The following is a 12,628-nucleotide window of genomic DNA, read 5'->3' as shown; positions in this document are numbered from 1 at the left end:
GCCATGGGGGATTCGACCGCCGCCCTGCCCTACGCCTTCGGCGGCCCGGCCGGGACCGGCATCATCAAAACCTCGCCGGAAGATTTCGTCGTCGAAGAATTGCTGGGTTTCGAACCATCGGACCAGGGCGAACACGTTTTTCTGCGTATCGAAAAGTGCGGCGAAAACACGGAATACGTCGCCCGCCAACTAGCCCGGTTTGCCGGCATCCCGGCACGGGACATCGGCTACGCCGGTCTCAAGGACCGCCACGGCAGAACCATTCAATGGTTCAGCGTATGGCTGCCGGGCAAGATCGAACCGGACTGGCGCCAACTCGAGTCGCCGTCGCTCAGCCTGCTCGAAGTCCGGCGCAATAACCGCAAACTGAAGAAAGGCACGGCGACTGGCAACCGGTTCGAGATTACCGTTCGCGAATTGCGGAGCGAGCCCGCACTATTGGAACAACGCCTGAAGCAGGTCGCCGAGAGAGGCGTTCCGAATTACTTCGGAACCCAGCGTTTCGGTCACGACGGGCAGAATCTCGCCAAAGCATCGGCTCTTTTCGCGGGAACCCTGGAGCGTACGGACGCGCACCGCCGCGGCCTCTACTTGTCGGCTGCCCGTTCCTATCTGTTCAACCGCATTCTCGCCAACCGGGTGGCCCAAAATATTTGGGACCGGGCTATCAGCGGCGATGCCTTCATGTTTCCGGATTCGCACAGCTTTTTTAAGCCCGAAACCATCAGCCCGGACATCGCGCAGCGGCTCGAGGCCAAGGAAATCCATCCGAGCGGCGCGCTTTGGGGCAAAGGAGCGCCTGTCGTCACCGATCGGGCATTGGCCATAGAAACGGCCGTAGCCGAGGAAGAGGCCGTGCTCTGCCGCGGGCTCGAACACTTCGGCGTCGACATGGCCCGCCGGCCGCTGCGGCTTTGTCCGAAAGACTTGCGCCGGGAATCTTGCGACCCGACCCGTTTGCGCTTGCGATTCGAGCTGCCCGCCGGGGCCTACGCGACTGCGGTTTTGCGGGAGTTGATCGACACTGATCGTTCGAACGATTAAAGAATCACCATGAACTGCCACCACGTTTATTATCTGGCTCTGCTGCAAGGGTTGACCGAGTTTTTGCCGATTTCGAGCGCGGCTCACCTGATCCTGATGCCGGTCATTTTCGGATGGCACGACCAGGGCCTGGCCTTCGACGTCGCCGTCCACCTCGGGACGCTCGCGGCGGTCGTCATCTATTACGCGGGCGCTCTGCGCGACATGGCGGGAGCCTGGTTTCGCTCGCTGTCCGGAAAGGGCATGAGCACCGATGCAAAACTGGCCTGGTACGTGATTTGGGGAACGATTCCGGCGGGTATCGCCGGACTGGCGGCCCACGATTACGTCGAGACCGTGTTACGGAGCCCTTTGATCATCGCGGCCAGCACGATCGTATTTGCCTTGGTGCTCTGGCTGGCGCAAAAAGTGAGCGCCGAACGGCGTACCGATGCCGACCTGACCTGGAAAGACGCTTTGATAGTCGGTCTTTTTCAAGCCGTGGCGCTGATTCCCGGCACATCCCGATCCGGTATCACGATAACCGGCGGCCTGTTCCTCGGCCTGGAGCGCAAAGCCGCCGCCCGCTTCTCCTTTCTGCTGTCGATACCGGTAACGGCGCTGGCGGGATTGCTCAAAATCTACGCATTATTCGAGTCGGACCAAGCCGTATCGTGGTGGAATCTGTTCCTCGGCGCGCTTCTGTCCGGCATCGTCGCCTACGTTACCATCGGCTGGTTCCTGAAGCTCCTCGACCGCATCGGTATGTTGCCTTTCGTCATCTACAGGCTGATTCTCGGCGGCGTACTGCTTTACGTCTTCCTGCCCCGCTAGAGCAATGCGCGGTTTTTCCTGCATCCGGCGGCACAAACGGGTAAAATGCGGATACTCCATCCATCAACAGCGTAAAGGACCACCATGTCTGTTGGACAATTTTGTAACCGCGATACGGTCATCGTGAGAAAAGAAGACTCGATCATCGACACGGCCAAGCTGATGCGCGAGTTTCACGTGGGCAGCGCCGTGGTCGTCGAGGATTCCGCAGGCGGAACGAAACCCGTCGGCATCATCACCGACCGCGATTTGGTGATTGAAATCGTCGCCACGGAACTCGATCCGAATTCGGTCGCCGTCGGCGATATCATGAGCTATGAGCTGATAACCGCCCGTGAAGACGACGGACTATGGGAAACCTTGCAGCGGATGCGCGTCAAGGGCGTGCGCCGCATCCCCGTCGTCGACCGGCAGGGCTTGTTGGCCGGCATTTTGACTTGCGACGATCTCCTCGAAATCCTCGCCGGCGAACTTGCCGAACTGGCGAAGATCATCGGCAAAGAGCAGGAACGGGAACAAAAAACCCGCGGAGGTCTCGGCTAAAGTGCCCGGCTTTTCGGATTCGGCAGACGGGCTTGGGCACATCGTGCCCGTCCGGCCCCTCTGCTTTACGGATACGATCGATATCGCCGGGCGGCGATAAAAGCGATCGTCCCGACGCGCCACAATCGACTTCGAGGGCTAAGACCATGACCATCACGATTTACCACAACCCCCGCTGCAGTAAATCCCGCGCGACGATTGAGCTTCTCAAAAGCAAAGATATCGAGCCCACGGTGATCGAATATCTGAAAACGCCGCCCAGCGCTTCCGAGCTGGAATCCATTCTGGCCAAGCTCGACATGGAGCCGCGCGATTTGATGCGCAAAGGCGAAGCGGTCTACAAGGAAGCCGGCTTGGATAATCCTGACCTGGACAGAAAAGCATTGATCGCCGCGATGGTGGAAAATCCGATCCTCATCGAGCGCCCCATCGTACTGGCGAACGGCAAGGCCGCCATCGGGCGTCCGCCGGAGAACGTATTGCAAATTCTTTGATGTCCGGTTTTGGCCGAATCTCGAATCTTTTGGCCGGGCCGCCTTATCCCCTATCCTTTACTTGAGCGCTTTTCTCCCTTTTGTTTTTTCATGGTTGAAGTTCTAATCGTCTACTATAGCCGCTGGGGTTCCACAGCCGAAATGGCCAATCTGATCGCCAGAGGCGTCGAAGAAGTCGCCGGCGCCGTCGCCAAGATCCGTACCGTCCCTGAAGTATCGCCGGTCTGCCAGGCCACCGAGGACACCATTCCCGAATCCGGTCCGCCTTTTGCAACGCTCGACGATCTGAAAAACTGCGACGCCTTGGCTCTGGGGAGTCCCACGCACTTCGGCAACATGGCAGCGCCCCTCAAATATTTCATCGACAGCACCAGCGCCTTGTGGTTTTCGGGCGCGCTGTCCGGAAAACCGGCCGGCGTCTTCACCGCCACCTCGTCCATGCATGCCGGCCAAGAGGCCACCCTAATCACCATGCTGCTGCCCTTGCTGCACCACGGCATGGTTCTGGTCGGCATTCCCAGCAGCGAAAGCGCGCTCCTCGAAACCACCAGCGGCGGCACGCCTTACGGCCCCAGCCGGCACACCGGCGGCGACAACGCCGTCAGCGACGAAGAACGGAGACTGTGCCGCGCGTTCGGATCCCGCCTGGCCCGCACGGCGCTGGCGCTAAAGAACGCCCAAGTCAAATAGCTCTCTTCCGGCGCGACCCTGATGGATTCTTGCAGCCTGTCGCTTCCCGGCGTGCCGCGAAACGTTGCGGCGGCCGCTTCTTCAGTCGAACATGACTAAGATCATGGCGGAGCAACTTCCCCTGCGCTTCGCCTTCAATCCCGAGCTGGGTTTTCGGCAATACCACGCGGGCGCCAACGCCGAAATCGTCGATCATCTGAAGCATGCCGCCGGCGGTCGCGGCGACACGTTGATCTTTTTATGGGGTGAACCTGGAACCGGCAAGAGCCACTTGCTCAATGCCTGCTGTCGGGAGTCCTGCCAAAACGACTTGTCGGTTTCCTACCTGCCGCTGGCGAGCCTCCGGGAGCACGGCCCCGGCGTACTCGACGGGCTGGAGCATCAGGACGTCGTTTGCCTCGACGATTTGGATGCGGTTGCCGGCGACGATATGTGGGAGCGGGCTTTGTTCAATCTGTTCAATCGATTGCGCGAGCTGGGCAACCGGTTGATCGTCTCGGCCCAGTCACCGCCCGCCGAGCTTCCCATCCGTCTTCCGGATCTCAAAACCCGCTTGGGCTGGGGCTTGACCTTGCGCCTACAACCCTTGAACGACGAGGATAAGCTGATCGTCCTCGGCGCCTACGCCCGTTCGCTCGGCCTGGATCTGCCACCGCAGGTCGGCCGCTTCCTGCTTTCTCATCACCGCCGGGATCTTTCCTCATTGAGACGCTTGCTGGACGAGCTGGATCACGCGACTCTGGCCGCGAAACGCAAGCTTACGATTCCTTTTCTCAAGAACTATTTGGGAGAAACGACATGAAGGTATTGGTCATAGGCTCCGGTGCCGTCGGCAGCTTTTACGGTTCGCTGCTCGCCAAGCTGGGCGCGGAAGTCTCGATGGCAGCCCGTTCCGATTATGCGCACGTGAAAGCCCACGGCATAGACATTACGAGCGACACCAATCTGGGCAACTATCATTTCCGGCCTCGACACGTCGTGCGTAGCGCAGCGGAACTGACTGAAAAGCCCGATTATGTTCTTCTGTGCATCAAAGTGGTCGAACATGCCGACCGGGTCGGGCTGCTGAAAGACGCCGTGGGCCCCGATACGTCCATCGCGCTCATTTCAAACGGCATCGGCATCGAAGACGAAATCGCGCAGGCCTTTCCCGACAACGAACTGATCAGCGGCCTGGCGTTTATCTGCGTCACCCGCACCGCGCCCGGCAAAATCTGGCATCAGGCCTACGGCCGGTTGGCCTTGGGCAATTATCCGCAAGGGCTTTCCGAAAAAAACCGGGCATTGTGCGGCGCGTTCGGACAGGCGGGCATCACTTGCGTCGCCTCCGAGGATATCGTCGCGGCCCGCTGGCAGAAATGCGTCTGGAACGCCCCCTTCAACCCGCTCTCGGTACTCTCCGCGGGTCTCAGCACGAACGACATACTTTCGACCCAGGAACCGTTCGTACGCGCCATCATGGAGGAGATTTGCCTGATCGCCAGCGCCGCGGGGCATCCTTTGCCTGCCGATATCGTCGACAAAAATATCGAGAGCACGTACAACATGCCGCCCTACAAGACCAGCATGCTGCTGGATTTCGAAGCCGGTCGGCCGATGGAGACGGAAGCCATACTGGGCAACGCCGTGCGGGCGGGACGGAACATGGGCGTGCCGATTCCCCATCTGGAATCGGTTTACGCCCTGATGAAGCTGAGAGAGTTAAAGCGCGCGAAAGAATGACAAAACCATCTGGCGCATTGTTTTGGGCGCGCTTTAACCTGCGCCTCGCGCCGTCGTTCAATACCGGTAACGGTCTTCCTCTTCATAATACCCGGGGAAGCCGACGGCCGACTTCAACGTCTCGAAATCCATGATATTCTCCGGCGTCCGACCCTGCTTGATGCGGCCCAAAGCTTCGCGCATGGCACGGATGCCGGCGTTCAGCAAGGTCAGAGGATATACGGCGATTTTATAGCCGATCGCCTCCAGTTGCTCTGGCGGCAGTACGGGAGTTTTGCCGTATTCGATCATATTAACCATCTTCGGCCCATCCACTTCGGCGCAGTAGCGGCGCATCTCCTCGATGCTTTCCGGCGCTTCCAGAAAAGTGATATCGGCTCCCAGTTCGCGGAATGATTTGCAGCGCGCGACAGCTTCCTCGATGCCCAGCGCCGCCCGCGCATCGGTTCGCGCCATGATGAGTATGTCGTCGCCGTCATTGCGCACGTCGACGGCCGCGCGAATCCGCATCGCGGCTTCGTCCCGGCTCACCACCGCCTTGCCCTGGGTGTGGCCGCAACGCTTGGGCGCCTGCTGATCTTCGATCATGATGCAGGCGAACCCGGCGCGGGCGTAACCCTGCACGGTGCGTTTCACGTTGAGCGCGTTGCCGAACCCCGTATCGCCGTCGCCGAACATGGGAATGGAAACGGCGGTGCAAATATTGCGCCCCTGCTCCAGCAGTTCTCCATAGGAAATCAACCCCATATCAGGCAGACCCAGGCGCGCCGCGGAGACCGCAAAACCGCTCATGAAGCCCATTTCGAAACCGGCTTCCTGGATCAACTTGGCGGACATGGCGTCGTGACAGCCCGGCATAAGGCGAATACCGGGACTGGCAAGAAGCTCTCTCAAACGATTGGCAGGGGAACTCATACGTTTTCTCCTCGGTGTTTAATCCATGACCGGAACGCCGGCCCGACCGAAAACCAAGATCATTGCGCCACCTTATCGGCACCCGGCTTAAGCCGCTGAGCTTCGTCCGGTTTCGGAAAATCCACGCCGAGGCTGATGACGAAACTCGAAGCTTCCTCGATGCTCATATCGGATGTCTTGACCCTCGATTCATGGACGATCACGGTGAAGCCGGAGGTCGGATTCGGCGATGTCGGAATATACAGCACCAGTTGATCATCGACCCGGTTGGTGACATAGGCCGGCACCCAGAGGCCGTCTTTGGGGTACTCGATGTAAACCACATCGCGGAGTTTCTGTTCCTCATCGCCCCGGAACAGATTCAGTATCTTCTTGGTAACTCGATATATCGTGCCCAGCAGAGGAATGCGGTTAAGGAGACCTTCCAGGTAATACCAGACATGAGCCTTGTCCTGCTTGAGCAAATAACCGAAATACGTCAGGACCAAAATAGCCGCCGTGAACAAGCCGATGGGAATGAAAAAATTCTCGTAGCGTCCGAAAATTCTCAATACAAAATCCCGAAGCAGCCCTTCGACGGAGATGACGATCTGAAAGATGATGACGATGGGCAACAAGCCCAATACGCCGATGAGGAAATAGCCAAAGAATTTCTGTAATGTTTTTTTCATTTTATTACCGGCAACTTTGGTGATTTGTCCGAAATCGAAAAAATCGGAATTACCGAGCGGTATCTCTGCCGGCCCGCCCCGACACATGATAAGCGCTGTCCGGGAGATAGGCCCCACGGGGTACAGTGTAATTGGGATCACGCCGGTTTTGGAACCTCGAAAACCGCAACGCGACTTCGAGTCCTGGATACCGGAAGCTTAGCAGAATCGTCGCACCGGAATATGACATGGTGTCCCGGCTCAAGCGCCGGTCGCCGCGATCCGACTTAAATTGGCAATCCACGCGGGGAAACGCCGGATTGATCGCTTTTTCCGAGGCCTATGAAAATCAGCCGGGAGATTTCCGGTGCCAAGATGATTCGGACCTTTCGGGCTGCGCGCATCAAATAAACGCGGAGAACCATTTCAAGACTTACTTTTCGACAGGCTCCACGGTTATGGCCACCGCCTCGGTGTAGGTCAGTTCGACTTCATCCCCCGCGCCCAGGGTTTCGATATATTTTTGAAGCTGGGGATTTCTCACTTCGACGGTGTGCACATGACCGCTCGGGCTCGAAATCGTTACTCTGTTCGCATGAGGGTCGACCGATATAATTTTCACCGTGGCTCTGACCGAACGCCCCACGGAGCCGGCCGGCCGCTCTCCGGATTGCGCGATCGAGCTCCCTTCTCCAACCTTGACGTCCTTGACGCCCTCGCCGGGATCCTTGATCTCCGCCGCAAGGGCCTCGTAATAACCTATGCTTACCTGATCGCCGACCTGCACTTTGGCGAGGTTTTCGACTTTCGGATCGATGTGCACGGAGAATCCCTCGCCGTTCGAACCCGTCAAAAAGACCCGACGATTCCACAAATCGACCTCTTTGACCCTGGCCGTGGTTTGTTTGGCGTTGGCATAAAGCTGTCTCGGTTCCTGGGTGGCGCATGCCGCAAAAGCGGCCAAAACGATACTGCCAAGTCCTCCCCGAGCAATCGAATACCAGATACTGTCCATAGCGAAGCTCCGTCCATGGTGATTCGACAAACTCCAACCTGAAGTCACGGCTTATTGACCCGGCCTATATATTTATAGGCCGGATTGATTCGGAGCGGGCGGCGAGCCGCGTCAGCCAAGGTCGGGCGTGTATCGACCTCGGCGTCGGCCCGAAATACCGGGGGGTATTTCGGGCGTGATTAATGATTAGACGTCAACGCTCCGATGCTCGATGACACCGGGCGCATCTCCCGTGCAAAGCCCATATCCAAGGTCATCGACTTCGCCCGTAACCCAGCGAAGCTTACTCATCTTGAAGAGCTTTCCCGCGTCATGGCAAATGATTAGACAGTACGATCAGCCGAAGCGGTTCCCCGTCAGCAAGACTCTTTAAACCCCAGCTTTTTTAATACGGCCTCCAAAGGGCAAATTTGGGTAAACCCGCTCTGAAGCAGGTTGGCTCCCACAAACGCCGTAAACCAGAGCCAGTTCTGGCTTACGAACAACGGGCTGGCTTCTACCCCAAGTGCCAGAGACAACAAAATGAAAAAACCGGCAAAAATACGAACCAGACGATGTGTGGTCATAACGGTCCTCGCATTAGATTTCTCTAATATATCAGAATCAATCTTGCGATGAAGCGTGAATTCCTTCATGGCCCATACCGGACGCATGACCGGAAACGATTTGTCGCGCCCGTTCGGAAAAAAACCATATTCATGAAAAAATTCGTCTTCTCCTTGGACTTTTTCAACGCGCGTTTATAGTGAACTCCGTTCCACAACATCAGGCGAAATACACTTCTATGGCTAAAGTGATCATGTACTGCACCGCTCTCTGCCCTTATTGCGTCATGGCGGAGCGCTTACTTTTGAAAAAAGGCGTCCAGCGTATCGATAAAATCAGAATCGATCTGGATTCGGAACGCCGCCAGGAAATGATGGAAAAGACGGGGCGCCGAACGGTACCCCAGATCTATATCGGGGAAATCCATGTCGGCGGCTTCGACGAACTCGCGGCCCTGGAACGCGCCGGTCAGTTGGATCGCCTGCTGGCCGAGGATTGAGCATCGGCATGGCTTGCCAGAACTGAATCTCCCGCACGAGGTCTAACTAAGGATCACAGTCGTCGAGCAGCGGTCGCGAGGCTCTCCGGTTGCAGGCTTCATCGGTTTGCGTTCAACACAAAACCCCGTGGATGTCGGTTCTACTGCCAGCCGGCAAATTCATGCGCATAAAAAGCAAATGCCGAACCACGCTTCAACCGAAACATTGTACATAACAGCCCGCTTATGTATATTTGCTTATTCCTTTAGCTCTTTCGCAGGCAAAAGGAAGTCGACAAGCTACGAGCCTTTTAGCAGGCTCGCCTCAACGATTTAAATACAAAAATCCGATAATCCACAAGTGAGGGAAGAGATATGCGTAAACTAATCTGCTTAAAAGAGTGCTTGCTCGCTCTGGGCCTGCTCGTTTCCGCCATGATCCCCGTATCGAGCTGGGCGCACGGAGGAGCTTCGGGCGTCGATTTGGATGCTTGCCGCATTCCGGTCGGTCCCCACTGGGTGCATTTTACCGCCTACCAACCGCAGCTAACTGGAACGACGGAATACTGCAATGCCATTCCTGAGGTCGGCTCAGCCACCTTGGTGTTCGACTACGAAGGAAAAGCATTGCGCAACATGACGGTCGAGTTCGAGATCACCAAAGAACCTCAAGGAACCCGCGTGTTCTATAAAGAGCCGTCAACCTATCCGACCGGAACGGCCAACACCACGATCAACTTCACCGAAGCGGGCGATTATCTGGCGCACGTGACGCTGGTCAATGAAGGGCAAAAGGTCGATGCCCACGTACCTTTTAGCGTCGGAAGCGCGGCCGGCGGACCTTCGACCAGCACCTTCGTTGTAATCGCAGTCATTTTGATTGCGGGCGGCTATATCTTTTATCTGTCCAATGCGTCTTTCAAAGGCGCGGTAGACCGGATGCTGAAGAAAAAATCTTAGGAACTTTCAAACGGGATTGCTTGACTAAGCGCCAGGCCAATCGCAAGCCTTGGTCAAGCCTTCGAAGATCTGTTCCCAACGGTACTCACAATGCAGACACGTTCCCTCGTATTCTTGTTTGGTTCCGCCTTGTCGGCCTTATCCACCGTCGCCGGGGCGGTTACTTCTCCGCCGTCCAGCGTCAAGGTTCCAGTCGGTGAAGCCGAGCCTTTCTGCAATAGCGGAGCCCCCAATGAATGGCGTAAAGCGCAAGTCGTAGAAGGGGTCGCCATTCAAGAATCGAGGGTCTGCAATCCGGACAATCCGGCCGATATCGCGGCGTTCGTAAAAGGAACCAACAACATATCCATGCAGACGCTCATGGATACGTCCAACCTAGCCGCGGACGCGATCACGAAAACCAACGACATGGACGGCGACGGCGACCCCGACCATATCATCATCAAGCTCGAAATCATGGAAGTGAACGGGCATTCGCCCGATTTCGCCGGCGTAGTGCCCACCTTCGACATCGCGCCCGGCATACAGCCCAGCTTCTGGGTCTTCGCGCCGAAAACCCGCGACATGTCGACACGGAGCTTTGCCAGCGTGGAAGCCAATCCCATGCTGCGCATGCCCTCCGCACCGATACGCGTCGAGCAGGGCGATGTAATCTGGCTGGTGGTTGAAAACACCCACTATTTCCCTCACTCGATACACCTTCACGGCGTCGATCATCCCTTCATGGATCATGGCGGCGAGGGCAACGACGGCGTCGGCCAAACCAGCCAAATGGATATCATGCCGGGCCAAAGCAAGACTTACGTGATTCGGCCACGACAGCCCGGCACCATGTATTACCACTGCCATGTCCAGCCCCATACCCATATTCCGATGGGGCTTGCGGGCATGTTTATCGTGGAAGAGAACAGACCGAACAACTGGGTTCAAACCTTCAACGTGGGTGCCGGCCAAGTCCGCCATCCTTCCGTAGCCGTACTGGAAAAATTCAATCAGGAATACGACCTGCATTACCAGTCCATCGACAAAGAACTGCACAGGCTGCCGCAGGAAGCCAACGATCCCCGCCTGATCGCGCGGGCGATGAACCAGGAATACGACATCACCGATGCAAAGGACGACTATTTCATCCTGAACGGCCGCTCTTTCCCCTACACGCTCCGGGAATCCCTGGTTACGGTCGATCCCAATGAGAAGATCAAGTTGCGCATTCTCAACGGTCATACCGAAACGCTTGCGCTTCATACGCACGGGCACAAGGCCACGGAAACCCACTACGATGGGGTCGAACAGAACCCCAGCGCCCAGATCACGCGCGACGTCTACATGATGGCTCCGGCGCAACGACTGGACCTGTCGATCGATACGACGGATGACGGCTTGCACAGCTTTGGGTCGGGCGTGTGGATGTTCCACGACCATGTCGAAAAGGCCTTTACCACCGACGGCATGGGCGAGGGCGGCAGCATAAGCCTCATCGTGTACAAATCCTATCTCGATGAGAACGGCACACCGAAGACCCACGGCATGGATCTGGCGCCGTATTTCACCAAGGAATACTGGCAGAGAAAAATACCGATATGGCAAGACTGGGCGGACGACTGGGGCAGCCTGGCCGAACCCGCGGGTACTCAAACAGCGGTTGCCGCAAACGTAACCGGAGTTAAATCCACACCAGACGCGACTGCGACCGATACGTCATCCAATCCGCTGGGCAGCCTTTTCAATGGACTGCTGTTCGGTATTGCTGGTTATCTGCTCTATCTGTACCGGGAACGCATGCTGTCCGTAATCAGCCAACTCACGTCCCAAGCCAAAGGCAAGCATTGAGGCAGTCGATCGTCATGTCAAAGTTTACGCATCTGGTTATTTTCAGCGCTTTTCTGGGCGCTTCGTCGGCCTATGCCGCGGAACAGCAGGAGATCGTAGAACATAAATTGCTGATGGATCACGGTGATGGCCACCTCATGGACATGGATGGCGGCATGGTGATGGGCCAAAACAAGGACAAACTGCCCGGAGGCTGCGATAAGATCAGCGAGGACGCGGAAATCACCGTACGAGCCGGGCACAAGTATTCAAAAACATTCCCCGGCACCATGTTCGCTTTCGACAAGCAGGAATGGCGCGTCAAACCCTGCACGCGCCTTACGGTGCACTTCATCAACGAGGACAATATTCGCCATCAATGGATGATGCATGGGCTGCCGAAGTACCTGTACGAGAAAGGCATGTTCCACTTGGAGGTGACCGGCCCCGGTAAAATTAGCGGCACCCTGATCCTGCCCAAGGAAGACAAGACCTACCTGGTACACTGCGATATCGCCCAGCACATGGAGAAGGGAATGAAAGGACAGTTGGTTGTGGGTAAAGGCGGCGGCACGTTCCCCAGCATTCCCGGCCTGACGGACTTCGCCATACCGGATAATTACGGCCCAACGCAGACGACGGTCGCTACGTCGCCACAACCGCTGGCTGCCGCCCAACCGGCGCCGGCATCACAGCCCACATCCCATACCGGCACATTTATCATCGGGATAGTCCTCGGCTTGTTCGCAACGCCGTTTTTGGTCGGCAATTTCAGGCAACGCTTCAAGGGCATGAGTTCCAAGGATGTCGTCATCTATGGGGCAAACCTCAGCAAGAGCCTGTTTGACCAAGTCGTCCTTTTAGTGACTTCCTTGTACCGAAATCTAAAGAAATAACTCGGCTCATTTCTTCCCGCCGATGTCCGTTGTGCGGCGCCGCCGGCCGACAG

Annotated in this window: 15 protein-coding genes; 11 read left to right on the top strand and 4 right to left on the bottom strand. The window is 57.0% G+C overall.

Annotated elements, in window-relative coordinates:
* Positions 1-3: 3 nt before the first annotated feature.
* From truD to ACWJKU_RS05355, 7 genes are all read left to right on the top strand, one after another.
* Complete coding sequence (gene truD / locus ACWJKU_RS05385) at positions 4-1,044, top strand: tRNA pseudouridine(13) synthase TruD (protein WP_454146521.1); 1,041 nt, start codon at positions 4-6, stop codon at positions 1,042-1,044.
* A 9-nt stretch (positions 1,045-1,053) separates the two neighbouring features.
* A complete protein-coding gene (locus ACWJKU_RS05380) occupies positions 1,054-1,857 on the top strand; it encodes an undecaprenyl-diphosphate phosphatase (protein ID WP_454146519.1) in 804 nt (267 codons plus the stop codon).
* 84 nt (positions 1,858-1,941) lie between these two features.
* Positions 1,942-2,400 (top strand): CBS domain-containing protein, encoded by a 459-nt coding sequence (locus tag ACWJKU_RS05375; RefSeq protein ID WP_454146517.1) that lies wholly within the window; start codon positions 1,942-1,944, stop codon positions 2,398-2,400.
* A gap of 146 nt (positions 2,401-2,546) precedes the next feature.
* Complete coding sequence (arsC, locus tag ACWJKU_RS05370; RefSeq protein ID WP_454146515.1) at positions 2,547-2,894, top strand: arsenate reductase (glutaredoxin); 348 nt, start codon at positions 2,547-2,549, stop codon at positions 2,892-2,894.
* Positions 2,895-2,984: 90 nt separating this feature from the next.
* The gene (wrbA, locus tag ACWJKU_RS05365; RefSeq protein WP_454146513.1) at positions 2,985-3,584 is read left to right on the top strand and encodes an NAD(P)H:quinone oxidoreductase; all 600 of its coding nucleotides are present in this window, start codon (positions 2,985-2,987) and stop codon (positions 3,582-3,584) included.
* Between the two features lie 91 nt (positions 3,585-3,675).
* Positions 3,676-4,386: a DnaA regulatory inactivator Hda gene (gene hda, locus ACWJKU_RS05360; protein WP_454146511.1), complete on the top strand. Its 711-nt coding sequence runs from the start codon at positions 3,676-3,678 to the stop codon at positions 4,384-4,386.
* Complete coding sequence (locus tag ACWJKU_RS05355) at positions 4,383-5,306, top strand: ketopantoate reductase family protein (RefSeq protein WP_454146509.1); 924 nt, start codon at positions 4,383-4,385, stop codon at positions 5,304-5,306. The genes hda and ACWJKU_RS05355 overlap by 4 nt, the downstream gene beginning before the upstream one ends.
* 57 nt (positions 5,307-5,363) lie before the next feature.
* On the opposite strand, the gene ACWJKU_RS05350 is transcribed toward ACWJKU_RS05355, so the two are convergent.
* The 4 genes from ACWJKU_RS05350 to ACWJKU_RS05335 all read right to left on the bottom strand — a co-directional run bounded on the left by ACWJKU_RS05350 (position 5,364) and on the right by ACWJKU_RS05335 (position 8,521).
* Complete coding sequence (locus tag ACWJKU_RS05350) at positions 5,364-6,221, bottom strand: isocitrate lyase/PEP mutase family protein (protein ID WP_454146507.1); 858 nt, start codon at positions 6,219-6,221, stop codon at positions 5,364-5,366.
* A gap of 59 nt (positions 6,222-6,280) precedes the next feature.
* Positions 6,281-6,892 carry a DUF502 domain-containing protein gene (locus ACWJKU_RS05345; RefSeq protein ID WP_454146505.1) on the bottom strand — a complete coding sequence of 204 codons (612 nt, stop codon included), beginning with the start codon at positions 6,890-6,892 and terminating at the stop codon, positions 6,281-6,283.
* 412 nt (positions 6,893-7,304) lie between these two features.
* Entirely contained in the window at positions 7,305-7,886 is a 582-nt protein-coding gene (locus ACWJKU_RS05340) for a hypothetical protein (RefSeq protein ID WP_454146503.1), read from the bottom strand.
* A 356-nt stretch (positions 7,887-8,242) separates the two neighbouring features.
* On the bottom strand, positions 8,243-8,521 hold the full coding sequence (locus ACWJKU_RS05335) for a YgaP family membrane protein (protein ID WP_454146501.1): 279 nt from the start codon (positions 8,519-8,521) through the stop codon (positions 8,243-8,245).
* A gap of 149 nt (positions 8,522-8,670) precedes the next feature.
* On the opposite strand from ACWJKU_RS05335, the gene grxC reads away from it, so the two are divergent.
* The 4 genes from grxC to ACWJKU_RS05315 all read left to right on the top strand — a co-directional run bounded on the left by grxC (position 8,671) and on the right by ACWJKU_RS05315 (position 12,575).
* Positions 8,671-8,931, top strand: coding sequence for a glutaredoxin 3 (gene grxC / locus ACWJKU_RS05330; RefSeq protein WP_454146499.1), 261 nt, complete (start codon positions 8,671-8,673; stop codon positions 8,929-8,931).
* 354 nt (positions 8,932-9,285) lie between these two features.
* Positions 9,286-9,870 carry a hypothetical protein gene (locus ACWJKU_RS05325; protein WP_454146497.1) on the top strand — a complete coding sequence of 195 codons (585 nt, stop codon included), beginning with the start codon at positions 9,286-9,288 and terminating at the stop codon, positions 9,868-9,870.
* Between the two features lie 90 nt (positions 9,871-9,960).
* A complete protein-coding gene (locus ACWJKU_RS05320; RefSeq protein ID WP_454146495.1) occupies positions 9,961-11,700 on the top strand; it encodes a multicopper oxidase domain-containing protein in 1,740 nt (579 codons plus the stop codon).
* A 14-nt stretch (positions 11,701-11,714) separates the two neighbouring features.
* Positions 11,715-12,575 carry a cupredoxin domain-containing protein gene (locus ACWJKU_RS05315; protein ID WP_454146493.1) on the top strand — a complete coding sequence of 287 codons (861 nt, stop codon included), beginning with the start codon at positions 11,715-11,717 and terminating at the stop codon, positions 12,573-12,575.
* Positions 12,576-12,628: the final 53 nt, after the last annotated feature.

Source organism: Methylocaldum sp. MU1018 (genome assembly GCF_053646775.1).
This window is presented reverse-complemented; position numbering and strand designations above follow the sequence as displayed.